This is a genomic window from Streptomyces sp. NPDC002092, from assembly GCF_053593775.1.
Map to the genome: position 1 here is coordinate 606,913 of NZ_JBSFDG010000001.1, position 24,778 is coordinate 631,690.

Annotated in this window: 33 protein-coding genes; 25 read left to right on the forward strand and 8 right to left on the reverse strand. The window is 67.8% G+C overall.

From position 1 onward, the window contains the following. Nucleotides 1–3 precede the first annotated feature (3 nt). The 20 genes from ACWCRD_RS03030 (at nt 4) to ACWCRD_RS03125 (ending at nt 16,675) form a co-directional block, all read left to right on the forward strand. The gene (locus ACWCRD_RS03030) at nt 4–636 is read left to right on the forward strand and encodes an HNH endonuclease signature motif containing protein (protein WP_450964195.1); all 633 of its coding nucleotides are present in this window, start codon (nt 4–6) and stop codon (nt 634–636) included. Between the two features lie 66 nt (nt 637–702). Beyond that, complete coding sequence (locus ACWCRD_RS03035) at nt 703–969, forward strand: hypothetical protein (RefSeq protein ID WP_450964196.1); 267 nt, start codon at nt 703–705, stop codon at nt 967–969. Nucleotides 970–998: 29 nt separating this feature from the next. Then, nucleotides 999–1,658, forward strand: coding sequence for a hypothetical protein (locus tag ACWCRD_RS03040; RefSeq protein ID WP_450964197.1), 660 nt, complete (start codon nt 999–1,001; stop codon nt 1,656–1,658). 12 nt (nt 1,659–1,670) lie between these two features. Beyond that, the gene (locus ACWCRD_RS03045) at nt 1,671–2,171 is read left to right on the forward strand and encodes a hypothetical protein (RefSeq protein WP_450964198.1); all 501 of its coding nucleotides are present in this window, start codon (nt 1,671–1,673) and stop codon (nt 2,169–2,171) included. A 70-nt stretch (nt 2,172–2,241) separates the two neighbouring features. Beyond that, on the forward strand, nt 2,242–2,502 hold the full coding sequence (locus tag ACWCRD_RS03050) for a hypothetical protein (RefSeq protein WP_450964199.1): 261 nt from the start codon (nt 2,242–2,244) through the stop codon (nt 2,500–2,502). Beyond that, nucleotides 2,499–3,662: a phage tail tube protein gene (locus ACWCRD_RS03055; protein ID WP_450964200.1), complete on the forward strand. Its 1,164-nt coding sequence runs from the start codon at nt 2,499–2,501 to the stop codon at nt 3,660–3,662. The genes ACWCRD_RS03050 and ACWCRD_RS03055 overlap by 4 nt, the downstream gene beginning before the upstream one ends. A gap of 94 nt (nt 3,663–3,756) precedes the next feature. Continuing rightward, on the forward strand, nt 3,757–4,158 hold the full coding sequence (locus ACWCRD_RS03060) for a hypothetical protein (RefSeq protein ID WP_450964201.1): 402 nt from the start codon (nt 3,757–3,759) through the stop codon (nt 4,156–4,158). Nucleotides 4,159–4,274: 116 nt separating this feature from the next. Then, nucleotides 4,275–4,421: a hypothetical protein gene (locus tag ACWCRD_RS03065; protein WP_450964202.1), complete on the forward strand. Its 147-nt coding sequence runs from the start codon at nt 4,275–4,277 to the stop codon at nt 4,419–4,421. A gap of 4 nt (nt 4,422–4,425) precedes the next feature. Beyond that, a complete protein-coding gene (locus ACWCRD_RS03070) occupies nt 4,426–4,890 on the forward strand; it encodes a hypothetical protein (RefSeq protein ID WP_450964203.1) in 465 nt (154 codons plus the stop codon). Between the two features lie 69 nt (nt 4,891–4,959). Beyond that, a complete protein-coding gene (locus tag ACWCRD_RS03075) occupies nt 4,960–8,400 on the forward strand; it encodes a phage tail tape measure protein (protein ID WP_450964204.1) in 3,441 nt (1,146 codons plus the stop codon). A gap of 165 nt (nt 8,401–8,565) precedes the next feature. Then, on the forward strand, nt 8,566–11,880 hold the full coding sequence (locus ACWCRD_RS03080; RefSeq protein ID WP_450964205.1) for a hypothetical protein: 3,315 nt from the start codon (nt 8,566–8,568) through the stop codon (nt 11,878–11,880). Nucleotides 11,881–11,892: 12 nt separating this feature from the next. Continuing rightward, the gene (locus ACWCRD_RS03085; protein ID WP_450964206.1) at nt 11,893–12,423 is read left to right on the forward strand and encodes a hypothetical protein; all 531 of its coding nucleotides are present in this window, start codon (nt 11,893–11,895) and stop codon (nt 12,421–12,423) included. A 16-nt stretch (nt 12,424–12,439) separates the two neighbouring features. Then, nucleotides 12,440–12,700, forward strand: coding sequence for a hypothetical protein (locus tag ACWCRD_RS03090; RefSeq protein ID WP_450964207.1), 261 nt, complete (start codon nt 12,440–12,442; stop codon nt 12,698–12,700). 99 nt (nt 12,701–12,799) lie between these two features. Then, nucleotides 12,800–13,708 (forward strand): hypothetical protein, encoded by a 909-nt coding sequence (locus ACWCRD_RS03095; protein WP_450964208.1) that lies wholly within the window; start codon nt 12,800–12,802, stop codon nt 13,706–13,708. Beyond that, the gene (locus tag ACWCRD_RS03100; RefSeq protein ID WP_450964209.1) at nt 13,708–13,953 is read left to right on the forward strand and encodes a hypothetical protein; all 246 of its coding nucleotides are present in this window, start codon (nt 13,708–13,710) and stop codon (nt 13,951–13,953) included. Before ACWCRD_RS03095 ends, ACWCRD_RS03100 begins: the two co-directional genes overlap by 1 nt. Then, nucleotides 13,950–14,813 carry a glycoside hydrolase domain-containing protein gene (locus tag ACWCRD_RS03105; RefSeq protein WP_450964210.1) on the forward strand — a complete coding sequence of 288 codons (864 nt, stop codon included), beginning with the start codon at nt 13,950–13,952 and terminating at the stop codon, nt 14,811–14,813. Before ACWCRD_RS03100 ends, ACWCRD_RS03105 begins: the two co-directional genes overlap by 4 nt. Before the next feature lie 28 nt (nt 14,814–14,841). Next, the gene (locus tag ACWCRD_RS03110; protein WP_450964211.1) at nt 14,842–15,216 is read left to right on the forward strand and encodes a hypothetical protein; all 375 of its coding nucleotides are present in this window, start codon (nt 14,842–14,844) and stop codon (nt 15,214–15,216) included. Nucleotides 15,217–15,228: 12 nt separating this feature from the next. Next, on the forward strand, nt 15,229–15,576 hold the full coding sequence (locus ACWCRD_RS03115; RefSeq protein ID WP_450964212.1) for a hypothetical protein: 348 nt from the start codon (nt 15,229–15,231) through the stop codon (nt 15,574–15,576). 657 nt (nt 15,577–16,233) lie between these two features. Further along, complete coding sequence (locus ACWCRD_RS03120) at nt 16,234–16,359, forward strand: hypothetical protein (RefSeq protein ID WP_450964213.1); 126 nt, start codon at nt 16,234–16,236, stop codon at nt 16,357–16,359. Beyond that, the gene (locus ACWCRD_RS03125) at nt 16,352–16,675 is read left to right on the forward strand and encodes a hypothetical protein (RefSeq protein ID WP_450964214.1); all 324 of its coding nucleotides are present in this window, start codon (nt 16,352–16,354) and stop codon (nt 16,673–16,675) included. Before ACWCRD_RS03120 ends, ACWCRD_RS03125 begins: the two co-directional genes overlap by 8 nt. A gap of 176 nt (nt 16,676–16,851) precedes the next feature. On the opposite strand, the gene ACWCRD_RS03130 is transcribed toward ACWCRD_RS03125, so the two are convergent. Together ACWCRD_RS03130 and ACWCRD_RS03135 are read right to left on the reverse strand one after the other, a co-directional pair. Then, nucleotides 16,852–17,520, reverse strand: a complete 669-nt coding sequence (locus ACWCRD_RS03130; RefSeq protein WP_450964215.1) for a hypothetical protein — start codon at nt 17,518–17,520, stop codon at nt 16,852–16,854. 88 nt (nt 17,521–17,608) lie between these two features. Further along, entirely contained in the window at nt 17,609–17,839 is a 231-nt protein-coding gene (locus tag ACWCRD_RS03135) for a hypothetical protein (RefSeq protein ID WP_450964216.1), read from the reverse strand. A gap of 149 nt (nt 17,840–17,988) precedes the next feature. Between ACWCRD_RS03135 and ACWCRD_RS03140 the strand changes: the two genes are divergently transcribed. After that, nucleotides 17,989–18,963: a tyrosine-type recombinase/integrase gene (locus ACWCRD_RS03140; protein ID WP_450964217.1), complete on the forward strand. Its 975-nt coding sequence runs from the start codon at nt 17,989–17,991 to the stop codon at nt 18,961–18,963. A 439-nt stretch (nt 18,964–19,402) separates the two neighbouring features. Here ACWCRD_RS03140 and ACWCRD_RS03145 read toward each other — a convergent pair whose 3' ends face one another. Next, nucleotides 19,403–19,732 (reverse strand): DUF6233 domain-containing protein, encoded by a 330-nt coding sequence (locus ACWCRD_RS03145; protein WP_450964218.1) that lies wholly within the window; start codon nt 19,730–19,732, stop codon nt 19,403–19,405. 45 nt (nt 19,733–19,777) lie between these two features. On the opposite strand from ACWCRD_RS03145, the gene ACWCRD_RS03150 reads away from it, so the two are divergent. Then, a complete protein-coding gene (locus ACWCRD_RS03150) occupies nt 19,778–20,137 on the forward strand; it encodes a hypothetical protein (RefSeq protein WP_450964219.1) in 360 nt (119 codons plus the stop codon). Beyond that, the gene (locus ACWCRD_RS03155; RefSeq protein WP_450964220.1) at nt 20,115–20,327 is read left to right on the forward strand and encodes a hypothetical protein; all 213 of its coding nucleotides are present in this window, start codon (nt 20,115–20,117) and stop codon (nt 20,325–20,327) included. Before ACWCRD_RS03150 ends, ACWCRD_RS03155 begins: the two co-directional genes overlap by 23 nt. A 122-nt stretch (nt 20,328–20,449) precedes the next feature. Here the strand turns inward: ACWCRD_RS03155 and ACWCRD_RS03160 are convergent, their stop codons facing one another. Then, nucleotides 20,450–20,680, reverse strand: a complete 231-nt coding sequence (locus tag ACWCRD_RS03160) for a hypothetical protein (protein WP_450964221.1) — start codon at nt 20,678–20,680, stop codon at nt 20,450–20,452. A 9-nt stretch (nt 20,681–20,689) separates the two neighbouring features. Beyond that, nucleotides 20,690–20,887 (reverse strand): hypothetical protein, encoded by a 198-nt coding sequence (locus ACWCRD_RS03165; protein WP_450964222.1) that lies wholly within the window; start codon nt 20,885–20,887, stop codon nt 20,690–20,692. A gap of 122 nt (nt 20,888–21,009) precedes the next feature. Here ACWCRD_RS03165 and ACWCRD_RS03170 point away from each other — a divergent pair, with 122 nt between their 5' ends. Both ACWCRD_RS03170 and ACWCRD_RS03175 read left to right on the forward strand, forming a co-directional pair. Beyond that, nucleotides 21,010–21,678: a hypothetical protein gene (locus ACWCRD_RS03170; protein ID WP_450964223.1), complete on the forward strand. Its 669-nt coding sequence runs from the start codon at nt 21,010–21,012 to the stop codon at nt 21,676–21,678. Next, a complete protein-coding gene (locus tag ACWCRD_RS03175) occupies nt 21,675–22,556 on the forward strand; it encodes a deazapurine DNA modification protein DpdA family protein (RefSeq protein ID WP_450964224.1) in 882 nt (293 codons plus the stop codon). Before ACWCRD_RS03170 ends, ACWCRD_RS03175 begins: the two co-directional genes overlap by 4 nt. Here ACWCRD_RS03175 and ACWCRD_RS03180 read toward each other — a convergent pair. The 3 genes from ACWCRD_RS03180 to ACWCRD_RS03190 form a co-directional block, all read right to left on the reverse strand. Next, nucleotides 22,553–22,732, reverse strand: coding sequence for a hypothetical protein (locus ACWCRD_RS03180; protein ID WP_450964225.1), 180 nt, complete (start codon nt 22,730–22,732; stop codon nt 22,553–22,555). The two genes, ACWCRD_RS03175 and ACWCRD_RS03180, sit on opposite strands and share 4 nt — an antisense overlap. A gap of 35 nt (nt 22,733–22,767) precedes the next feature. Then, nucleotides 22,768–23,010, reverse strand: a complete 243-nt coding sequence (locus ACWCRD_RS03185; RefSeq protein ID WP_450964226.1) for a winged helix-turn-helix domain-containing protein — start codon at nt 23,008–23,010, stop codon at nt 22,768–22,770. 717 nt (nt 23,011–23,727) lie between these two features. Beyond that, on the reverse strand, nt 23,728–24,354 hold the full coding sequence (locus tag ACWCRD_RS03190; RefSeq protein WP_450964227.1) for a GntR family transcriptional regulator: 627 nt from the start codon (nt 24,352–24,354) through the stop codon (nt 23,728–23,730). Nucleotides 24,355–24,778 lie beyond the last annotated feature (424 nt).

Consider the following 24,778-nt stretch of genomic DNA (forward strand, 5'->3'; position numbering starts at 1 on the left):
GACATGGACGAGCGTACCGCCGCTCGCTTCTACAGCAAGGTCAACAAGAACGGCTCCGTCCCAGCTCACCGTCCCGAACTAGGGCCATGCTGGGTGTGGAAGGGGAGGCCGTCCGACCGGGGCTACGGCTACTTCTGGTTCGACGGCAAAAAGCGCCTGGCCCATCGCTTCTCCTACGAGAACCTCGTCGGCCCGATTCCGGACGGCCTGGTCATCGATCATCTGTGCCGTAACACGATGTGCGTGAACGCACTGGGGCATCTGGAACCCGTCACCGACCGGGTCAACATCCTCCGCGGTGAGGCACCCCCCGCCCGCAACATCCTCAAGGATTCATGCGGCGAGGGACATCCCTTCGATGAGGAGAACACCTACTGGTACCCGGGCGGCAAGGAGCGCGGCTGCAAGACTTGCCGTCGCCAGCACTGGCGAGAGTGGCGGGACAAGCAACGAGACGCTCCCGCAGTCCCGATGGCCGACCGCACGCACTGCCCCCAAGGCCATCCCTACGACGAGGCCAACACGTACATAGCCCCGAAGACGGGCGCTCGGGCGTGCAAGACGTGCCGCCGGATCGCTGACCGTGAGGCCAAGCGGGCGATGCGCGCCCGCAAGAAGGCAGCCGAACAAGGCTGACCGCACACATCATTCGAGCGCCCTGGCATTCGTGCTGGGGCGTTCGGCATGCCGACAGGAGGGCGCATGCCGTACATCCGCAAGGAAAAGGCCGGATCCTGCCCCGGCCACACCTGGGAGCACGACGGCGACGTCGTCGAGGTCGACGACGTGAACCTGGTCGCCGATCTCCTGGCCATCCCCGGCTTCTCCGAGGTCGCCGCACCGGCCAAGCCGGAGAAGTCGGAGAAGGCCGACCCGGGTTCGGGCGCCGGCACAGACGACGAGCCCGCGACCCCGAAGCGGGGCCGGCCCCGCAAGACCGCACAGTCCCAGACCGAGATCAGCGAGTGACCGACTGGCGTCACGGCAGGGGGTGAGCGATGGCCGCCGACTCGCCCACCCCGCTCGCTACTTCGGCCGACATGCTGAGCGGGCAGTTCGCCGACCTGGTCCGCGACTATTCGCCCGACGCCCTCGACCAGCTGATGATCGAGGCCACGCGTGAGGCCGAAGGCATCTGCGACCGGCGCCTTGCCCCGTTCACGGGCTTGGTCGAGACGCAGCGTGCCGAGGCCATGGACATCGAGGACGCCCTCGACGCCTACGTGCCACTGGACCCCACCAGCCAGCTGGGGTTCTCCCGCGCGCAGTCCCTGGGCAGCACCCTGCTGGTGCGGCACTTCTGGGTGAGGCACTTTCCCGCGCACTACCCGGACCTGTGGTCGGGGGCCGTGGCGGACGTGCAGCTGTACCGCTCGTACTCGGGGCAGCAGCAGGTGTCGGTGTCGACGATCCAGTTCGAGCCGGACACTGGCCACTGCCGGTTCCAGCTCGGCACGTTCGTGCCGCCGGGGACCACGGTCCAGTACACCTATTCGGGCGGCTACCAGACGCCTCCCGCTGACCTGGGCCGCGCCTGCAAGCTGCTGGCCGCCGTGAACGCGCTGGCAGAGATCGACCCCGCTGGAACCCAGTTCGGCCACGATCCGGGGGCTCTGCGGGATCGCGCGGAGAAGATCCTGTGCCGCTACGACCGCTGATAGGGGGCCCAGGTGAGTTCAGCCGATGCGGTTACCCGTGAGGCGGCGTGGCTGTCCGCGTACAGTGCGGCTGACGGCCTGCCGGCGTTGAGCGCCGCGCAGGGCGGTCCGTTCGATGTGATCCAGCCGTACTGGGCGCGCACGCCGGCGAAGCGCCGTCGGCAGTTGTACGTCCTGCGGCGCACGATCGTGGTGGAGCGTTTCGGCTTCAATCGGAAGATCAACCATTACGGGCTTGAGCTGCGGATTATCTGGCCGCAGTCGTCGCAGACCGGCCAGGCGGAGTCTGTGCAGCAAGCCCTGGATGATGCCGTCGAGTTGGTGATCCAGCGCATCAACGGGCCGCTGGCGATGCCGCTCGACAAGACGCACGGTGCGAGGTTCCTGTCCGTCGCCGAGGATCCGACGACGATCAACGTCGTGTTCGGGGATCCGGAGCAGACGATCCAGGCGCAGGCCGATCTGACCTGCTCGATCACCTACCAGGCGGACGACAAGGACTACACATCCTGACCCGCCCATCTCGTTGCCTGGCCCCCGCAGCGGGGCCTTTTTCATGCCCGCCCCGCCGCAGGAGACCACCGTGAGCGAAGAGCCCACCCCGCCGCCGCCGGTGCGGCAGCGCAACACCACCCCCTACGTGTTCAACGTCGCCGAGACGAAGGACCACCCGGCGTATGCGGTGCAGCCCGGCGAAACCGCCGAACTCCCCGCGCTCCTCGACGGCTGGACCCCCGTCGAAGACGAGACCGAGCCGACCGCTGACGAGACGCCGGCCAAGACCCCCAGCAGGAAGCGCGCCGCCGCGGCGGACACCGACAAGGAAGGCGGTGAGCCGCAGTGACCTTGCTGGGACGGCTCGCATACGTGGGCCTCGCCAAGGAGACCACGCAGGGCACGTGGGTGACGCCCTCGTACTACCTGGCCTGCACGAAGCTCGACTTCGGCATCAACTACGACCAGCTGCAAGACCTCAGCTACCGCAACAACGACAGCAACTTGCAGGGCCTGTACCAGGGCGCCGGGGACTCCGAGGTCGACCTGGAGTTCAACGGTTACCCGGATGCGCTGGGCTATGTGCTGAGGATCATCGGCCCGGACACGGTCACCCCTGGCGTGTCGACGACGCTGTCCTCCTCAACGACCGCAGGGGCGACGTCGATCAGCACGGCGGCGACGATCCCAGTGGGCTCCACCATCATGATCGACACGGGGACGAAGGTGGAGTACGCCACCACTGGCACCCCCACTGGCGCGGGCCCGTACACGATCCCCATCGCGACGCCGACGTCCGGCCTGACGTTCGCCCACAACTCCGCGGTCGCCGTCGTCTCGCAGACGACGCACACCTTCAAGCAGAGTGCGACGGCCGCCAAGCCGACCTACAGCCTGACTCAGTCCAACGTCCTGGAGGCGTGGGGCTACCAGGGCTGCATGCTCTCCGACGTCACCCTCAAGGTCGACCCGAAGGGCATCGTCACCTGCGGCGCCAAGTACACCGGGTGGATCCCGAGCGTCCAGGCAGGCCCGTTCACCCCGGCGTTCAGCCAGCCTGCACCGCTGTTGGGCTGGCAGTTCGCCATGACCAACGCGGGCGCCTCCTCGACGCGTGGCCTGACCTACGACCTGACGCTGAAGCGGCCGATCGAGGCCATCCACGCGAGCAACGGCACCCAGCAGCCACGCGAGGTCTTCACCGGCGTCCTCGACGCCGACATCGCGTACAAGGCGATCTACGAGAACGACAACGACTACAACCTGTACCTGCAGGCGCTGCAGAACAACCCGACGTCGATGTCGCTAGTGCAGCCCGTCGGCGCGGGGGTGGATGCGGCCGGGTCGTCGCTGACGATCACGACGACGCAGGGCGGCTGGTCGAAGGGCAAGCCTGACGTCTCCGGCACCTACGTGCAGGCCGACTTCGAGATCAACGGCATCTACAACGCCACCGACAGCGGAAGCGTGCAGGCAGTCCTGAAGAACTTCGTCAGCACCGCATTCTGAAGATCAACTCCCCGGCCGTGCCTGTGCGTGAGGGCGTCACGCGCACGGCCGGGGTTCGACGCCCTCAACGCCCTCACCTGCTAGGAGATCCGCCGTGAGCTACGCCAACCCCTACGTCCTGCTGGAGTTCCCCGACCTCGGCGACGACGTCAGCGTCCTGATCAAGAACCCTCAGCTGATGCCGCCCGACGCACTCAGCCCGGAGGACGTCCCCGTCAACGACAAGGGCGAGCCGCTCAACCCCCAGGACGGCCTGAACGCCTCCTACAAGGTCATGGCCGGACTCATCGTCGCCTGGAAGGTCTACGAGGTCTTCAACCCCGCCGACACCCTCGACATCAACCCCTACGACGACCCCGCCGCTGTCCTCGCCCGCCTCGGCGAAGGCACCCAGCAGCGCTTCGGAAAGGTCACCCCCGAGGCCGTCGGCCGCCTCCCCATGGCCATCATCACCCGGATCATGGAAGAGGTGCAGCGCGTCACAAACCCTCAGTAGGCCCCGGCTCGCCGTACTACGAGAACGTCCTCATCCCCGTCGAATCGATCATCGAGGAAACGTGGGGCGGCGACCAGGTCCCGGACGAATGGGCCGACTTCCTGCTGATGCGGCGCATGCACTGGTCCTGGGAACAACTGCAGGCCACCCCCTGGTACGTGCGCCGCTACACGTTGGACTTCCTCTCCATGCTGGCGCAGCACGAGGAGCGCGAGACGGAACGCGAACGCCGCAAGGCCGAACGGCAGTCCCGAATGGGGTGATCGCATGACCGAGCTGCGCCCCGGAGTCTTCACCGCGGGGTTCGCGAAGCTCGCCGTGGAGGGCGACATGCGAACCCGGCTCGCCCTGGAACCGCTGGCGCTGGCAGTGGAACGCCAGGCCCGCATCAACGCCAGCGTCGGCCGCCACAAGTACGGCACGAAAACACCCGCCAGCCCCGGGACCGGCCCGGCGGTCATCTCGGGAACGCTGAAGCGGAGCGTGGGGCACACCCCGATCGAGAAGCACCTCGACGGCTGGTACACGAAGGTCGGCCCGCGGCTGGGCTTCACCCCGCCCTACGGCAGGAATCCGACCCCAGCCGACAAGTACGGCTACTACCTGGAGACCGGGCTGCGGAACGGGGCCACCTATCCGTGGTTGAAGCCGGCGGCCGAGTTCGCCTGCAAGATCAGCGCGGTGACGATCTACAACAAGCTGTACGGCGGAGCCTGGGGCCGCGTGTTCTAACCCTTGGCATCCGGCACTCTCTGCCACATCACCCCCTCTCGCGCGACCTGGTGGAAGAGGGGGTGCGCCGTGGCGTCCGAAGTTGGCGACCTGTACGTGGTCCTCCGCTCCGTCACCGCCCCCTTCAAGAAGGGCATGGCCGAGGCTGCCGCCGAGGGTGAGGCATCGACAACGCGTATCGGGGGCGCGTTCCGCAAGCTCGCCGGGATCGGCATGGTCGCGGGCGGGATCGCGGCCGGGATCGGCGTCATGTCGGTGAAGTGGGCAGCGGACTTCCAGTCCCACATGACCCGCCTGTACACCGCGGCCGGCCTGTCGAATGAGCAGCTGAAGAAGGTCCACATGACCTCGGCGCAGCTCAACGACGAGGTATTGAGGCTGGGCACGCAGGTCGGGTTCACGGGCACACAGATGGCGGAGGCTCTCTACCACCCGATCTCGGCCGGGCTGGACTTGAAGAGTGCGCTCGCCGTGGTCACGGAGTCCGCGAAGGAAGCGAAGATCTCCGGGGCGTCGCTGGAAGACACCACCTACTCGCTGTCGTCGGTGATGAAGGCGTTCAACGAGCCCGCGTCCGCAGCAGCGACCACAATGGCCAGCCTTAACGCCATCGTCGGCCAAGGCGACATGCGCTTCCAGGACTTCAACGAGTCGATCAAAAACTGGGCACCCACGGCCGCGCAGATGGGCATCTCCATCAACTCGATGGGCGCCGGCCTGGCGTACCTCACGGACCGCGGCAACAGCGCGGAGGTGGCGGCGACCCGTATGACGATGGGCATCTCGATGATGACCACGCCGTCGCAGAAGGCCACGAAGATGCTCACCGGCCTGGGCCTGGCCAGCACGGACGTGAAGGCGTCCAGCAGCGCCATGGAAAAGGCGATGAAGGCCGCGGGGATCACGCAGAACAAGCTCGCCATGGACCTGAAGAAGCCTGACGGCCTGTACGTGGCGTTGAAGGATCTGAAGGACGGTCTGCACAAGGCGGGCGTCTCGGGGACTGAGGCCGACAGCGTCCTGGCGAAGATCTTCGGTGGCGGTCGCAGCGACAAGGCGATCATGTCGCTGATGCAGAACCTCGACGGGTTGCGCACCAAGTTCGAGGACATCCAGAAAGCGTCGAAAACCAGCGCGTTCGACGCAGCCTGGCAGAAGACACAGAAAACCTTCCAGAACCAGCTGCACCAGACCGAGGCTGCACTCGTCAACATGGGCATCAGGCTGGGCACGATGCTGCTGCCTTACGTGCAGACGTTCCTCGGCTGGATCCGTACCGGGGTCGTCTGGCTGTCACAGCACAAGGGCGCCGTCGTGGCCCTGGCCGGGGCCCTCGCTGCCACGCTCGTCGCCGCGATCATCGCCGTGGGGACCGCTATGTACGCAGCGCTGGGCCCCGAGATGGCGATCGCGGCCGGGATCATGGCTGTGGGTGCTGCCGTGGTCTACGCGTACAACCACTTCCGTACCTTCCGGACGATCGTCAACGACGTTGGCCGGTTCATCGGCACGATGTTCAAACTGCAGTGGCAGATCGCGGGGGCAATCATCCGCTGGTTCGCCACCTCGGTGCTGCCGCTGCTGCGGCAGGCGTTCCAGGCGCTGGTTGCGTGGTTCACCGCGCACAAGCAGACCTTCGTCGGCGTCTGGCGGTCCATGGTCACCGCGGTGCAGGGGCTGGTCCACTGGTTCAACACCAACGTCATCGCCTGGGTGAAGGCGCGGATCGCGGATCTGACGGCGTGGTGGAAGCAGCACGGCGACCAGATCCGGGCAATCGCAAAGGTCGTCTTCGCAGCCATCGGCCTGTACGCGAAGCTCTGGTGGGACTCGATGAAGCCGCTCCTCGCGGTGCTGGCGACGGCGTGGAGCACCACGTGGACGATGATCAAGGACACGGCGAAACTGGCCTGGTCCGTGATCTCCGGTGTCGCGACGACCGCGATGCACCTGATCCTCAATACGGTCAGCCTGATCCTCGACCTGATCACTGGCAAGTGGTCCCGGGTGTGGGGCGACTTGAAGCGACTCGTCGGGCAGCAGCTCCACGACGTGGCCTCCACGATCATGAGCGTCGGCGCCGGGTTCTCGAACCTGCTGTACGACGCGGGCGCGTCGGTGATCCACGGCCTGATTTCCGGCATCAAGTCATCGATGGGCAGCCTCGGAGGCGTCCTGGGTGACATCGGCGGGTTCATCACCTCCCACAAGGGCCCCCCGTCCTACGACAAGGTGATGCTGGTCCCCGCCGGACGCATGATCATGCAGGGCTTGGTGGACGGCCTTAACAGCCATCTGCCCGTGCTCGCCGCGACCACGGCCAACGTGGGCGCCGTAGTGGAAACGTCCTTCGCCCGACGCATGGGGATCAACTCGCCGTCGAAGGTGTTCCGCAGCTTGGGCATTTACCTCAACGAGGGCCTCGTCGACGGTCTCACCGGCTCGACGGCGCGCGTGAAGGCTGCGACGCGCAGGATCGAAAGCCTGCTGATCGAGACGTACAACAGGGTGTCCGATCTGCGGGGGTCGGGGGGACGGGGCCGTAAGGGGCGGTCGATGAACGCCTGGGTGGCCTCCCACGAGCACACGATCAAACGCCTGGAGGCGTATGCGCGGAAGGAGGACAAGGTCCTCCGCTCGCTGGCCGCTAGGCGGGACTCGGTGGCCACCCGGCTCAAGGCCGCGCAGAAGCATCTCAAAGACCTCCAGAAGCAGTGGTCGGAAGAGGTCAAGAGCGTCGCGGACGGCGTCATGCAGGGCTTCAGCGTCGTGACCGAGGCCCCGCAGGAAGGCTTCGCATTGACCGCGCAGGACGTGGTCAACAAGATGCGCGACCAGATGGGCAAAGCCGTGCAGTTCGCGGCCGAACTGCAGGCGCTGAAGAAGAGGGGCCTCTCCGCTGATCTGATCGCGCAGCTTGCCGCGGCGGGCGTGGACCAGGGCGGCGCGACCGCAGCTGCACTGGCAGGCGCGTCGAAGGCGCAGATCGACCAGATCAACGCCCTGAACAAGACCACCAAGTCCGCCGCCACGAGCGCAGGCAAGGCGGTCGCCGACTCGATGTACGGGGCGGGCCTGAGGTCTGCGCAGGGACTGGTCCGTGGGCTGCAGTCGCAGGAGAAAGCGATCGAGCGCCAGATGATGCGGATCGCCAAGGCGATGCAGAGGGCGATCAAGCATGCGCTCGGCATCAGGAGTCCCAGCACGGTGTTCGCCGAGATCGGTCAGTGGATTCCCCGAGGCCTGGCCAAGGGCGTGGAAGGCGGCGCCCACCATGCCACAACAGCCGTCCACCGGCTCGCCGGGTCCGTGACGGGCGCGGGCGGTAGGGCCGGCCTCGGGCTGGCACTGGCAGGCGCTGGCGGTGGGACCGTGGTCAACCACTACCACTTCGAGTTCGAGGTGAAGGGCAGTGTGGCGACCGTTGACGGGCTCGCGCGGGACGTCGAGGCCGCGTTCCTGCGCCGAGGCATGCGCAATCCGCTGACCTATCCCGCGTACAAGCGCTGACCAGTACAGGGTTCGAGGGCGCCGCCGGGCGCCAGATGGGGGTGCCCGGTGGCGACCAAGCTGTCTGCCCTGTACGACAACTTCGGCGCGGCGACGCTGAACACCGCCGTGTGGAACGCCTCATCACCCGCACCGAACGTCCAGGTCGACACGGCGCTGTGCCGGGTGGCGGTCTCCTGCACGACGAACTACTACGGGCTGGCGAGCACCCCGTGGGATGCGACGTCCGCGAACCCGGCGGCTCCAAACGGCGTCTACGCCCGGGTGGTGCCGACGCCGCCCGGGAACGGGTCGACGCAGACGTTCTTCGAGGTGCTCCTCGACGGCAGCAACAAGGCCACGTTCGCGGTCAGCGGCGGCGTGTTCACCGCGTCCGTCACTAATGCGGGTACGGCGACCACGACAACGATCGCCGCATCGTGGGCCGCCTACGACCCGTACCAGTACGCGTGGTGGCGAATCCAGGAGGTGTCGGGGAGCTTCGTCTTCTCCACGTCGCCGGACGCGTACACGTGGACCACCAGAGCGACGACCGCCTACACGTGGGTCGCGACCGCGACCAAGTTCCAGTTCGTGACGGGCTACTACGCGACCGAGTCCGCAGGCATGTCCGCGTACATCGACCACGTCAACACGACGAGCTCGGCGCCGGGCCAGCCGAACCTGAACTGGCCGATGGTCGAAGACGCGTGGGCGCCGTACTGGTCCGCCAATGGTGGCGACAGCCCGCTCGACCGGTACGTTGACGTCACCGACCGCACCCGGCAGACGGTGTCCGTGCAGCGGGGGCGGCAGTACGAGCTGGACCAAGTCCGCAGCGGTGAAGCGAGCCTGACGCTCGCGAACACGGACGCGGTCCTGGACCCGACCAACGCCAGCAGCCCCTACTACGGGCACATCCTCCCGTACCAGCCGTACCGCAGGCGTGCACAGTGGCCGCCCACGCGTAACCTGCTCACCCAGGTACAGGCCACTGGCGGCGACCTCGGCGGCTATGCGGCTGGCACGATCCCGCAGGGCAGCTCGGGTATCGACGTGTTCTCGCTCGCCGACTCCACGGGCGGCAGCATCGTCGCCTCAGCTACCGCCTGGCAGGGCGGCACGGTCTTCCAGTTCTCGGTGCCCAACGCGACCGCTACGCATACCTCGATCTGCTACACGGCGCAGCCTGCGGTCAAGCCGGGCCGGACGTACACGGTGCAGATGATGGTCCGTAACGTGACCGCGGCGACATCTTTGCAGGTGGATGCGTTCATCGTGTTCGCCAACCTGGCGGGAACGCAGACGACGACGAGGTCGACGGCGGCGACTCTGACCGGTTCGACAACGGCGGCATGGACGCAGGTCACTGTCACGGCGACCGCCCCGGCGGATGCGTGCCGTCTGTTGACGGGTGTGGAAACGGCCGCGGCAGCCGCTGCGGCGTGCACTGTCCAGGTGGACGCTTGGCAGTTCGAGGCGGCCTCTGCAGCGTCGACCTGGACCGTGCCGGGCGTGTGGTTTCCGGTGTATGCGGGCTTCATGGAGCGCTGGCCGTCCAGTTGGGCCATGCAGGGCACGTATGGGGTGGTGCAGCCGTCCGCGGTGGACGCGTTCTCGCTGCTCTCCCAGAAACAACTGAGCGATCCCCTCACACAGGAGATCAACTCCAACAGCCCGCGGTTCGTGTACCGGCTCGACGACCCCAGCGGCTCGACTGCGGTATCCGACTGGACGGGCAACTACCCGTCCGCCCAGCTCGGCGTGTCCAAATACGGCGCGGGAAGCCTAACCTTCGGCAACGCGATCACCGCCACGGGCGCATCCGGAACCTACACGGGAGCAACCGGGACGGTCGTCCGGATCGCAAACCCCAACCCGGGAACGCCAACCGTCAGCGCCGCCACGTTCATCAGGCTCGGCCTCGCAGGCATCCTCGGACCTATCAGCACCCAATGGACACGGGTGCTGGCCTTCCGGTACACCGGCCCGACGCCCACGAGCGGCGCATACATGTGGACCGCCATGGACAACCAGCGGTCAGGCGGCAACCCGTCCGGCTCCCGGATCGAACTCAACGTGGACTCAAGCGGCCACTTGGGCTTCGGACTTGCTGGCCCATCGTCGGGCCTTGCGGGAATGTCGGCAGGTAGTGTCAATGTTGTCGACGGGAACTGGCATCTCGCCGCATTCGGGCATGATCCTGTTGCCGGAATCGCGTTCGTAGCCTTGGACGGAGTCGCATCCGCCTACTCTGTCTCCTCCGCCTACGCCCCCACCAACATCATCGGGGACAATCTTGGGGCCTACGTTGACCCCACCGTAGGGAACGGCACCGCCAACAATTTTCAGGGCGACATCTCGTTCGCCTGCGAATTCCCGTCCTACCTGGGCAGCACGGCTCTCAGCAACCTGTACACGGCCTGGAAGTCCGCCTGCTCCGGCGAGTCGAGCAACGCTCGCTACGCGCGCATCCTGCGCTACGCCGGGTACGCCGGACCGTCGACTTTGCAGACCGGGCTGACGACGAGCATGGGCCCGGCAGCGATTGACGGACAGGACGCGGTGTCCGCGTTGCAGGGTGTGATCGACACCGAGAATGGCGAGCACTTCGTCGACCGGCAGGGCTTTATCCAGTTCAAAGCCCGCAGCGCCCGCTACAACGCCACCGTCCCGGTCTACGTCTTCGGGGAGAACACCTCGGCGGGCGAGTGGCCGTATGAAGACATCGCGACCGACTACGACAGCACCCACCTGTCGAATCAGGTCACCGTCACCCAGGAAAGCTCGGGCCAGAACTTCTACGCCAACGACACCGCGTCCGCCACGGCCTACTTCCCGCGGACCCTGACCCGCACCGTCAACAGCACCTCAACCGCAGAGTGCCAGGACGCAGCCGACTACCTGCTCTCCCGGTACAAGCAGCCCGCCACCCGCGTCAGCTCGATCAAACTGCACCCGAGTGCGGTCCCCTCGATGTGGCCGGTCTGCCTGGCGTTGGAACTCGGCATGCGGGTGCGGGTGATGCGCCGGCCGCCAGGGGTGCCCGCCACGCAAATCGAGTGCTTCATCGAAAACATCGCCTGGGAGTTCGGGGACGACGGCGAGGCGTGGCAGACACTGCAATGCTCGCCGGCGGACACCACGCCGTATGCCGTGTTCGCGGCCTGGCATACCACCCTCGGCGCGAGCATCGCGGCGGGCGTCACCTCGATCACCGTCAACGCGTCTGCCGACACCACCAACCCGCTCGCCACGCAGGTCGGGCCGGGCCAGTCCCTGGTGCTGGGGCAGAACACGGCGAACCAGGAGACGGTGACGGTCAGCGCGGTCGGCGCAACCTCGCCCGGCTGGACCACGGCCACGATCACGCTGACCGCGGCCACGACCAAGGCGCACACGGCGGGCGACATCGTGTGCGAACCCCTCCCGGCAGGCGTCACCGACCCCACCACCTACGACGCCGTCAGCAAGTTCGACTCGACCGCCTTCGCGTACTGAGAGGGGGCCGACGTGGCCACCATCCCGAGCGTTCCCACCGAGGTCCCCGGCAACTTCTGGACGTCGGCCCTGTGGAACACCAACGTTCTCGGGGGCCTCAACTACCTGTTCGCACCCGTCCGGTTCAAGGGCTACAGCTCCACCACCCAGTCCCTCGGCTCCAGCACGTCGAGCACCGTCCTCACCCTCGACACCGAGACCGTCGACAGCGACGGCGGACACTCCACCACCACCAACACGTCGAGGTTCACCGCCCAGACCGCGGGCCTGTACGTCGTCACCGGCTCCGTCTGCTTCGCCACCAACAGCGCTGGCACCCGCACGCTCCAGGTCTTCTTGAACGGCGCCGGCATCACCGGCTCGGCGGTGCAGGCGGCCCCGTCGGCGAGCAACGGCACGAGCGTGTACACGGGCACGATCGTCCAGCTGGCCGTCGGCGACTACGTCGAGCTGGCGGCCTGGCAGAACTCCGGCTCAACCCTGACAACATCCACAACCAACGCGATCGCCACCACGATGTGCCTGTGGCGGATCTCCAGCTGACCCCGAAGGAGACCTGGTGAGCAGCACCAACAGGCAGACCCGCTACGACTACACCGTCACCATCACCCAGAACGAGACCGGCGCCCAATCCAACGGCGGCTTCACCCTGTGGGCGGAGAGCGGCATCGACGACACGACCGCCCTGGCGATCCTCACCGCCCTCCGCGGCGTGGCCATGCCCGCGGGCACGGTCGCTCAGTTCGCCGTGCAGAAGACGGACGTCGACCAGATCAACTACACGACCGACACGGCGAGCACCCCGCCCTCCTTCACCTGACGCAGCCCCAGCTGCCCCGGGCCCGCACGTGCCGCGCGGGCTACGCCCTTCCCGAGCCCCTGGCGCCTGTCGGGGGCTCTCGCACGTCCAGGAGCAACCTTGACCCGCAACATCGCCTTCAAGGGCGGCCGGCTGCCTGCCGAGCCGGCCCGCCCGCATCTGAAATTCGGGGCCTACCTGGCGCCCGGCCTGCCTGCCCCGCCCGCCTCCGCCGACTGGCTGTCGCCGGTGCCTGGCAGCGACTGGGGAATGCTCGCGAACGACCAGTGGGGCGACTGCACGTGCGCCGCCGTCGGTCACAAGCGGATCGGTGACGTCTACGTCAACCAGGGCGCCGTCCTGAAGGTCACGGACAAGGACGCGCTCGCCCTCTACTCCGCCGTCACGGGCTTCACTCCAGCGGACCCGTCCACCGATCAGGGTGCGGTCTGTCAGGACGTGCTGGACTACTGGCGCCAGCACGGCTTCCTCGGCGAGAAGATCGTCGCGTTCGCCAAGGTCGACCTGTCCAACCCGACTCAGGTCAAGCAGGCCATCAGCCTGTTCGGGCAGATCTACGCCGGATTCAACTTCCCCGGCTCGGCGATGGACCAGTTCAACGCCGGGAAGCCCTGGGACGTCGTCCGGGGCGCACGGATCGAGGGCGGGCACTGCGTCACCATCGGCGCCTACGGCGAGAACGGCCTGTCGTGCGTCACCTGGGGCGCCGTACAGAAGATGACCTGGCGGTTCTTCACGAAGTACTTCGAGGAGGCGTGGGTCCTCGTCACCCCCGACATGATCGACCCGAAGACCGGGAAGGACGTCGCCGGGTACGACCTGTACGCGCTGGGCCAGGACTTTGCTTCGCTGACGGGCGACCCGAACCCGGTCCCCGCCCCCCAGCCGACGCCGAGCCCGACCCCTCCTCCGTCGCCCACTCCTTCTCCGACTCCTGGACTGGATCCTGACCTGGTTCGGGCGTGGACGTCGATGAACGTGTGGGCGCACCGCAACGGACTCGTCTGATGGATCTCTGGCTGGCCGGCGCGTGGACGGCGACGTGGCCAAACCTTCTGGCCAACGTCCTGTGGATCCCGATCGTGTGGGCCGCTCACCGGGCGTGGGTTGCGGAACAGCGCGTCGAACGGCGGATGCACACCGAATACGTCGAACGCCTCCACCAGCAGCACGAGCGGCAGATCGCCGCCATCCACGACGAACACCAGCATCAGATACGGGTGCTGCTCGACAGCAAGGAGGCGGCCCCATGACGGTCATGGGCATCGACATCGCCTGGGCGCAGCCCAGCGTCACCCAGATCAAAGCCACCGGCGCGGCCTTCGTGGCCCGCTACTTCTCACACGACACCAGCAAGAACCTCACCGCCGCCCACGTCTCCGCCTACCAGGGGGCGGGGCTCGGCACCGTCGTCGTGTGGGAGTCGACGGCAGGCCGGGCAACCTCCGGGTTTGCGGCTGGAGCAGCGGATGCGCAGGCCGCGGAAGTGCAGCGGAAGGCTGCGGGCCTGCCCGACACGATGCCGATCCACTTCGCCGTCGACGAAGACACGTCGTGGGCGTCGGTGCAGACGTACTTCGACGGCGTCACTTCCGTCCTCGGCAAGACCCGCACCGGCTGCTACGGCGGCGTCAAGGTCATCGAAGGCGCCTACGCCTACGGGCTGCGCTACCTGTGGCAGACCGTCGCCTGGTCCGGCGGCGTGTGGTCTGCGCACGCCACCATCCAGCAGCGCGGCGGCACCGTCCTCGGCGGCAGCGCCGACATCGACTACGCCACCACCGCCGACTACGGCCAATACCCACGCCCCCAGGAGAACGACATGACCCCCGACCAGGCCAAGCAGCTCGACGACCTGCACTCGATGCTCACCAGCATCGGCTCGCTGACGGAGAAGGACGCGAAGGGCCAGCCCGTCAGCCACGGCGCGGGCTACTACCTCGCGCACATCCACTTCGACGCGCTGGCGGCGAACAGCAAGCTCGACGCGGCAGCGAAGACGCTCGCCACCATCCAGACGGCCGTGTCGGCGGGGGGCAGCGCGGACAGCGTCGTCGCCGCCGTCAAGAAGGCCCTCGAAGCGTGGAAGCCGACCATCACCATCACCGGCTGAGCCCGGCCGTACCGAACTGGAGTTCCTCATGTCCGTCAAAATCTGGGGCAGAGAGCCGGCCGCGTTCGTCGCACTGGCTGCTGTCGTCATCAAGCTGGTCGCCGCGTTCGGCGTACACCTGTCCGCCGACCAGCAGTCCGTCCTCAACACGGTGGTCGCCGCCGCGGTCGGCCTGGTCGTCGCCGTGATGGCGCACGACGCCCTCGCCGCACCCCTGTACGGTCTCGCGCAGGCTGCCCTCGCCCTCGCCGTCGGGTTCGGGCTGCACTGGTCCGCGGACCAGCAGGCCCTCGTCCTGTCCGCCGTGCAGATCGTGCTCGCCATGTTCCTGCGCACCCAGATCACCGCGAAGACGAAGGCGTCCATGCCGCGGTCCGCGCGGGCCGTGCAGGACGTCGTCTGATCGGAGCAGTACGTGGCCGACGAGCCGACTCTCGGCGAGGTCGTCAGACGCCTGGAGGCGATCCACGCCGACCTCAAAGAAGACCTCCGCGAGTACGGCGCCCGGCTTGAGAAGAAGGTCAGCGTCGAGCGGTACGAACTGGAACGCCGTACCGCCGACGACGTCCACCGGCAGGTCATCGAACGGGTGGCGGCCATCGAATCCGCGCGAGCACAGGAGAAGCGGGATGTGGAGGCGGAACGGCGAAAGCGGGAAGACGAACGCCGGGCAGACCGCCGCCTCATCCTGACCGGGCTGATCGTGCCAGTGCTGCTCGTACTGCTGCAGGTATACCTCGCGTCGAGGGGAGCCGGATCGTGAGCAATCACGCATCCCCGGCGAAAGACCGACGCAAAGCCGACCTGCGGTACGCGGTCATCGCGGCAGGCGCAGTCGGCTCCTTCGCCACCATGGCCATCTGGATACAGGGCCTCTCCAACGACCTGCGCGTCTCCAACGACGCCCGCGACGCACTCGCCCGGCAGGTGCAGAGTCTTGGCCACAAGCCCGTCGCCGGGCCGCCCGGATCCCGCGGCGAAGCAGGCCAGTCCATCGTCGGCCCCCGCGGACCGCAAGGCATCCCCGGCTCGCCAGGCCCGACCGGATCACCCGGAAGAACAGGCAAGACCGGGGCCACCGGAGCCAGCGGCATGCCAGGCGTAGCAGGCTCACCGGGTGCCGTCGGACCTACCGGGGCCGTCGGCAGCGCGGGCCCTCCCGGACCTCAGGGCGAAGCCGGGCCGGCTGGACCACAAGGCCCGAAGGGCGACACCGGCGACACGGGTGCGACCGGCCCGGCACCATCCGGCTGGACGTTCACGGACGGCGCCGGCATCACCTACGAGTGCACGCCCGACTCGGCTGGTTCCACCCACTACACGTGCCAGCCCACCACACCGCCGAGCCCCACCCCGACCCCGTCGAATCCGTCGGCCGCGGTGCTCCCGCTCAGCGCCGGACTCGCCCACAGGAGGCCTGATGCCCGAACCCGCCGACCAGGCCGCCACCGAGCCGGCGCACACCGGTGACAGTGCCCGCCCGCAATGGCAGGGCCTGTTCCTCGAACCGGACCTGCCGCCCGATGTGGAGGATGACGATGTCTGAGGCAACCCCGCGCGGGCTGGTGGTGGTTGACGGCCGCATCCTCCTGCAGACGTGCACCCTGTACAAGGGGCACATGGCCGCGGTCCTCAACCAACATCATGTGGTTCCCGAAGCGTGGTGGGCTGCCGCGGGAAAGCCGGTTAAGTCTCCGCTCGTCGCCCTATGCCCCACGGATCATGGGAACGTGCACGCCGCCATCGACGGACTGCTCGCAGGCCGGGACGTGTCGGCGCTTCCGCCACGCTGTGTGGCCCTGGCTCGACAGGCGCTGGTGCTCGCCGCCGAGAACGGACTCACCCCGGCCCCCACCCTGTGACCACCGGCCCACCCCCATTGGCCGGTTGACCCCCGCCCCCTCGCGCGAGGGGAGGTGACCCGGATGCTCGACCTGCTGGTGCAGATCCTCGTCCACCTGTCGATCGCCCTCTGACCCGGCACGCCTGCGCCCCGCTCCTCTGCTGCCATCCGGCGGCGGGGAGCGGGGCGCTTCTGTCATGCCTGCTCGCTGAACGGCGGGTTGTCGAGGTGCCTGGCGATGACCCACTCGTCGTCGCCGCGTCGGCAGGTCAGGATGAGGCGGATCTGGTTTCCGGCGTTCTCGCCCTGCCACATGGCCTGAGTCTTGCCGTCCATCCAGTGCGCGGGCCTGGTGCGCTGCATCGCCCGAGGTGTACCGGTGCCGACGTCGAGCGGGAAAGGCTCAGGCCCGCGCCCGTGTTCGTCCGTTCCGTTGATGTTGGGAGAGAACCGGAAGGGCCCCCAGACGAAGGCGTCAACATCGGCCTGCGTCACATTCCCAGTTGGGTAGACGACGGTGTGGTCCCTGTCGTCATCGCCGACGACTATGCGCACTTCGTCGAGGCGGCGAAGCGCGTCGGGCCCGCTGAGGTGCACGTTCAGGATCGCCTGCCCGTTGTCGTACTCCCTCAAGGAGAGCTCGAACTGTGGCGTCAGGTCGGCATGCCAGCGTTCCTGCTCGATGCGGGCCATCGTGTCTGCGGTCTTCGCGGACCGGTGGGCGGCGAGCCACGCGCCAGCTGTCGCGACCGCACTGAGGGCGGCTGTGGAGAAGGTGGCGACATCGCCCCAATGGATGCTCATGCGGCGGGAGCGTAGCGGGCGGTGACGTTCCAGGCCTTCGGGGCCGAGACGAAGCGCCACCCTGGGGAGTGGCGGCGTCTCGTCGTGCGGCTACGCTTCGGGGAGGTCCCCGCCTGGTATCGACAGGCGGGGACCGCTCACTTCACGGTCACTGCATGAGTCGCGCCGCCCGCACGGCGGACTCCCGCGTCGCGCCGTTCTCGATCTCGACCTCGACGAAGCGCTCCTTGGCCTTGATGGTCTGACCGCGCACCTCGGTGAAGTAGTCGTCGATGGTGCCGTCAGGGTTCGCCTCACGCCACTTCTGGAGGTGGCCGAGCGCGAACACCCAGCCGCTCGCCTCGATGTGGACCTTCAGGGTGTCGAACGCTTTCGCCATGCCGCTCCTTGACGGTCGGTGAGATGATGACACCTCTCAACTATCCCACAGATAATGCCCTATTATCTGCGATAAGGTCGAACGTGAGCAGGGAGGACGACACCCACAGCCCGCGCGAAGCGACCCCGTTATCTGCGGCAAGGAGGATCGTGGGCAACGTCGTACAACTCCCCACCGGCAAAGCACTCACCGTCCAGGCGGCAGCCGACCGCTACCTCGAGGCACTCGGCAACCCCAACACGGCCCGCAACTACGGCATCGGCGTCAGCAAGACGCTCGAGACCCTCGGAGGCAACCGCCCGCTCGAGTCCGTCGCCGACGACGAGATCGGCCAGACGCTCGAGCAGTTGTGGGGGAACGCGGCCGTCAACACCTGGAACGCGCGCCGCGCAGCCGTGCAGTCGTGGCTCACCTGGTGCCGCGAGCGCGGCTACGGCGGCCCGTCGGTACCAGCCTGGACGAAGCGCCTCACGCCGCCCGACAGTGACACCCCGGCTCACTCCAAGTCGGAGATCGACCGGCTCATCGGCCGCCGCGACATCCACCTCCGCGAGAAGACGCTGTGGCGCATGCTGTACGAGACCGCCGCCCGCTCCGACGAAATCCTCGAGCTCAACATCGAAGACCTCGACCTCGCCGGCCGCCGCTGCCAGGTCAAGGCCAAGGGCGCCAAGTCGAAGACCCGGCGCCGCGGTCAGACTCGAGACGACTTCGTCCTCGAGCCCGTCTACTGGGACGCCGGGACCGCCCGGCTTCTGCCGCGCCTCCTCAAGGGCCGCACTCGAGGCCCGGTGTTCACCACGCACCGCAAGCCCGGCCCCGGCAAAGTCGTCAGCGCTCGAGACCTCTGCCCCGACACCGGACTCGCCCGGCTCTCCTACGGGCAGGCTCGAGGACTCCTCGACGAGGCAACCTCGAGCGGGAGTCCAGGTTCAGGTTGGGACCTCCATGAGTACCGGCACTCGGCCCTGACCCATCTCGGCGAACAGGGCGCCTCGCTGCTGATGCTGATGGCGAAGTCCCGACACAAGAAGCCGGAGAACGTCCGCAAGTACTTCAAGCCCTCGCCCGAGGCGATCGCCGAGCTCACCAGCCTGCTCGCGCCTGGCGACAGTCGGCGGTAGCCGCACGCAGGAACGCCCCCGCAGCCGAAGCTGCGGGGGCGTTGCGCTGTCCGGGGTCTAGCCCCAGGCCGTGTCGTCGCTCATGGCCCCTCCTCCTGTGCGTTCCGACACGGTAGACGGATCGCGGCCGTCTTGTCAGGAGGGCGTGCCACACTGGCCGTGCGCCCGCCTCGCATCCCCCGTCGAGGCGGGCGCACGTGCGCGCAGTCTCGACGGCCACGTTGCCGGGTTGCAGGATGGCGCGATGGATCGATCGTTCATGGCGTTCATGAATCTCACCAAGCCGGGCCCGCAGGAGCCCTGCCCCACTTGTGGGTGCTGGGGCCTTCGCACCTACAGCGAGCCGACCAGTCCTGACGAGGAGAAGGTGATCTGCACGAACCGGCGATGCAGCGACTCGCCTTTCTATCCGGGTGAACCTGGCGGGCGAGCGGAGTAGTCACTCGCCCTTGACGATCCCGAGCGCGACGTCGGGCCTGCAGTGCTGGCATGCGTGGTTGAACCCGCTGTCTTTGACGAGGGCGTATTGCGCGGTGGTGGCGTCGAGGTTGGCGACTGCCTGCTGGATCTTCGGGCAGTCGGCGGCGTGGATGGTGACCCCTGTGGGCTTGCCGGCGCGGTGTTCGGCTTCGGTGATGTAGCCGTCGACGGCGCGGGCCTCGGCCGCGACTTGTTCGATGCGGCGCCGGGTGTCGCGTAGCTGCCACTCCAGCCAGGCTTCGACGGCACGCAGTTTGGCGAGGCGCTCGGACGGCGACAGGTCGGACATGTGTTCGAGTCTAGGGTGCGGGTCGCCGGCTGGCATCCTGGGGTCATGGATGACGACCTCGCCGCGGTGCTCGCAGGGCTTTCGATGCCATCGCTCGCCGATATCGAGCGGATGCGTCGCGAGGCCGAGCAGGCGCCTCCCGCCGTGACGACAATCCCGCAGCCGGACTTTCCGATCCCGTTTGGCGGCGTCGCGCGTTTCCACTGTCCGCTCGACTGTGGCTGGCGTCACGACGAGGGGCCCGACGTCGAGCCGATGGGTCCACTGCTGCTGCCTGCCGGTTTCACGAGTGACGACGTGTCGGCGGCTATCAGTGCGCAGGCTGACGTCCGGGCAAACAACTTCCGGCTTCGGGTTGAGCTGGCAATCTCCGAGCACTTCGATGCAGCCCATCCCGGCCGCTGAGGTGGAGCGCTACCACCTCACCCTCACCGTCGACGGCCGTCCGGTCGCTCACGGCTGGTGGGGGAGTGAGGCGACGGCCCGCGGCAAGTTCACGACCTGGGTGGGCACGTGGGGCCTGCCTGGGGCGCGGATCACCCTCGTCGACGAGGAGACCGGGACGGCGCTGGAGGTGTGGCCGGAGGAGAGCTGAGCCTGCATTGTCGGTGCCGGTCGGTACGCTGATCGCACCAGTCCGATTCAGCTGCATCTAGCCAAGTCGGGTTTGCTGCACCCCTGGTCGAGCGTGGAACCCCGGCCAGGGGTGCGCTGCTGTCAGGACTCGGCCGCTTCCGGGTGCCGCACCGCCTTCTTCACCCGCATCTCCACCTCAACCCGCGACTCGCCCTCGGCCGCGTACTCGGTGACGGCGGCCTGGAACGCCTCGGCTGCGTCCCGCCAGGCCCGCCACGTGCTGTCGCGGTCGGTGCCGGGCTGGTCGAGGCGGGCGCGTGCCTGCTCGGCCGCCTGCTCCAGTTGTACGAGGGTGTCGAAGGTGTGTGCCACCCGGGGATCTTATGCGGGGCCGTCCCGCTCCTCGTCGAGCGCTCCCCGTTCCCGTCGGCGGCGGTTCACGTACCGGTGCAGGTCGCTGACGATGACGTCCGTGAGTGAGCGCCCTTCCTCTTTCGCCTCCGTCATGGCGGCATGCCACAGCTCGTCAGGTACGCGGATGTTGCGGAGCGGCGTCTTGCCGGTCGCGGGTCGGGACACTGATACCCCTTCGTTGTGTAGGTACAGAAACTAGCATCCATCTCGCCCGATGACTTGACAAGAGCTCGCCTGAGGGCGCATTCTGTAGGTACAGAAACAAGCGCCCATCAGGGGGAACGAAGATGGAAAACAAGGTCGTCGAAGACCCCAGCAAGCCCGTCGGTACGTGCCAGAGCGGCATCTGCACTCAGCAGGCCACCCACCGCCTCGACTGGGACACCTGGGCGAACCTGGTCTGTGACGAGCACGCGGCCTCCTGGCGTCCTGTCTCCAGCCCCGCCGGCACTCCCGTGAAGGTCACCCCGCTGTTCCGCTGCGCCTGCTGCGTCGCCGACGCCGACCCGGAGGGAAAGCGCGAGTCGGACCGCTGGACGCCAGCTGCCGAACAGGACACCAAGCCGACCACCGCGATTGAGCTGCTCGACCCGCTGCGCCCCTGCCCTCGCTGCAACGGAACGGGCATCTACCACACGCGACGCGGCCCCGACACCTGCTACCGCTGCAACGGCACGACCGAGGTTCCGTCCGTCCGCGACCAACGCCGCATCGACGCCGCCAACCGGAACTGCTACCGGCTCATCAAGGCCATGCGCACCCGTGCCGAGGAGCGCGACGGCCGCCGCAACGGGCGCATCGAGTTCGAGTCCCACCAGGGCTTCGGCCTGCTGGAGCAGAACGAGAAGCACCGCCTGCCCGCCCTGTTCCGCTCGCTGGAGGCCGGACGTGTCGACGACGTCATCGACATGCTCATCGCCTACCGCAACGACCGTGTCGCCAGGTTGTCGGCGTGAGGTTCTACCTGGGCACGCCTGAGCCGCACTGGCTGTGGGACCCGGACCCGCGGTTCAACGACGTGGTGTTCTTCGTATCCCGCACCCGGCTGGCCCGGCGTGCCACGGCGTTCCCCCGCGCGCTGCACGACTTCTGCCTGGACTCCGGCGGGTTCACCGAGCTCCAGCGGCACGGCCGCTGGACCCTGACCGCCGAGGAGTACGTGGCGGAGGTACGCCGCTACCGCGACCAGCTCGGGCCGGAACGGATGCTGTGGGCGGCACCGCAGGACCTGATGTGCGAGGAAGTCGTCATCCGCGGCGGCTTCTTCCACGGCCAGCACTTCCACGGCACCCGTGAACTGCGCGGCCTCAAGCCCGGCGATCCGGAGCAGGACCTGACCACCGCAGTCCGCATCCACCAGCGCCTCACCGTCGACAACGCGGTGGAGCTGCGCCGCCTGGCCCCGGACGTCCCGTTCATCCTCGTTCTTCAGGGCTACACCCTGGAGGACTACAAGCACTGCGCCCGCCTGTACGCGGAAGCCGGATTCGATCTGACGGCGGAACCCGTGGTGGGTCTCGGCTCGGTATGCCGCCGGCAGGACACTCAGGAGATAGCCGAGATCGTCGACTACTTCCACGGGCAGGGTCTTCGACTGCACGGCTTCGGCGTGAAGACGGACGGGCTCGGTATCTACGGCGACCAGCTCACGTCTGCGGACTCGCAGGCCTGGTCGTTCGGCTACCGGAAGAAGAAGCAGCGGCTGGCGCAGTGCACACACCGCGCGAAGACGTGCGCGAACTGCAAGGAAGGCGCTCTCACTTGGCGCGCCCGCGTACTGGCCGGAGCCGCCGAGCCCCGCCAACTGCAGATGCGGTTCGACTTCGGCGCCTAGGCCGCCTCGACCAGCCGGGCCCGCTCAGCCGCGACCCACTCGTCCCGCAGCGCTTCGTACCGTTTCCGGGTGGGGCCCCACAGCCAGCCGCCGGTCTCCTTCATCAGGGCCCGAATGTCCGCCTGCACCACGTCAACAGGCCGCGGCAGGCCAGGGTGTGAGGGCGTGGGGGGCATGGTGATCAGTCTATCGACGACCACTGTCAGAGCGTTTACTCAGGCGGCTGTGGAAGCTCCGACGCGAACGTCCCGATGCCGGGCTCCATGTAGGCGAGTCCTGCCGCCCGCAGCTCCGTCAACACGCGCTTCGCGGTCACCTGGCTGATGCCGAACTCGCCGCAGATGTCCATCGCGGACGGGAGCCTGCCGCCGGGCGGGTAGGTGCCGTCGACGATCCGCTCCGTCATCACGGCGTAGACCTGCCGCCACCTCGGAATCTCCGGCTCCCACTTCATGATCCAGACGCTAGGTGGGCCTAGCCAGACACGCGAGACGAGCCGACCTATACGACCTATACCGCCTATCCCGCAGGGGTATCGTGCAACTTCACAGCAAAGACCCCCGCGACCGCCGACAACGGCCCGGGGGCGTGGCCGACGAGGAGACCGTCGACATGGCAGAGCCTAAAGACCCGCCCGCACCCGAGCCAGACGGCAGCACCGGCCAAGACGCCTGCCCCTGCGGAAGCCGCGACCACGCACCGCTCCGCATCGGAGAGAAACTCTCCCCCTCCGGCGGGGCGATAGCCGTCTACGTGTGCCCCGCCGAAAGCCCCGCCGGGCTGCGAGGCGTCCTGTGAACGGCCCCGCACAGCCGAGCCGCCCGGTCTCGGAGGAGACCCGCTGCCCGCCCTGCCAGTTCGGCGAACACAAGTACTGCGACGGCAACGTCGACCTGCCCGCCCCTGTGCCCGGCGGCATACCAGTACCACTGCTGCGCTGCACCTGCCGGTGCCCGCGACCCGAGACCGGCTGACGGCCGTGGCGGCGCGGCCGGCGGGGCGGCGCGGGTGTTACTTGCGGAAACGTTTGGCCATGCCTCTACCTGCGGTTACAGAAGCGCACGGGGCACACACGGAACGTACAGAAATATGCAGCGGGCACACTTCCCCACTGGACCAAAGTCAGGTTTACTCGTGTCTCCGGCGCCCCACACGCCAAACCCGAAAGCGCTCACTGCCCACGCACGGGCGCGAGCCGAACCAGCCAACGATCCATCGGCAAAATCAGATCAGCAGTCTCCAGGGGGCGGCCGTGAAGGTCGAAACGAGTGCGCACCACACGGAAGGCCAGGGTGTCCACCAGCAGGCCAAGCGCGTGCGCCTGCTCGACCGGCAGCTCCACGCAGCCCAGCTCCGCCGCATACGAGGCGTGCGGCTGGCGCTGCCCACGCCACCACGAGGAAACCAGCATCGCCGACCTGCCGCCCGGGTCCAGGCACTCCACCGTCTCATGCTGGAGGGCCGCACCCACGTGGACGCCAAGCCGCTCCGCAAGCTCCACCGTGGCGGGTCGAGGGCGGGTGTCGGTGGTCTCGGAGGCATACGGCCACTCCGCGTCCGCGTCCGTGAGGGTGCGCATAGCAGGAGGATGCGCCACATAGACCCTCTTACGCTCCTCGCCCTCCAGGACTCCCTGCCTCCGCAGTAGCCGGTGGGCGAGGCGCATGGTCTGCGGATTGACGCCGTATGCGGCGGCCATGGCGCGACGGGACGGCAAGTCCTCGCCGACTGACCACTCGCCGGCTTCGATGCGTCGGCTGATGTCGGCGGCGATCTGTCGGAACCGCGCTTGTGGCAACGAGACCCCTGGCGTCGATCATGACGTGAGGTCTGAAGGTACGAACCGCCTCCCGAACTGGATATATCCAGGGCCGGGGCGGACGCCTGCGACAACTCCACAGCGAGGTTTCGGCACCGCGGGGTTCAGGTCCCCGAGGCGCCGATTGGCCCACCGCACGGCCGTGTACCCCCTTTGACGGCCGTGCGGTGGGTCGCTTCTCCTGCCCGGCAACTTCTGCCGGGTATCCACCCGAACGAGTGAACCCTTGACCGTAATTGGCCGAGTGGTGACTCGTTGGGAATAGAAGCCGGGCCCGGCTCCCATCCTTCGCCTCCGAGGGCGTTCCAGGGGAGCCGGGCCCGGCGCTCTGTTGTGCGTCACCTTGGGGACAGTCTGCCACTGGGAAACAAGTGGGAAACGGTCACGCCTACGAGTGCCAACA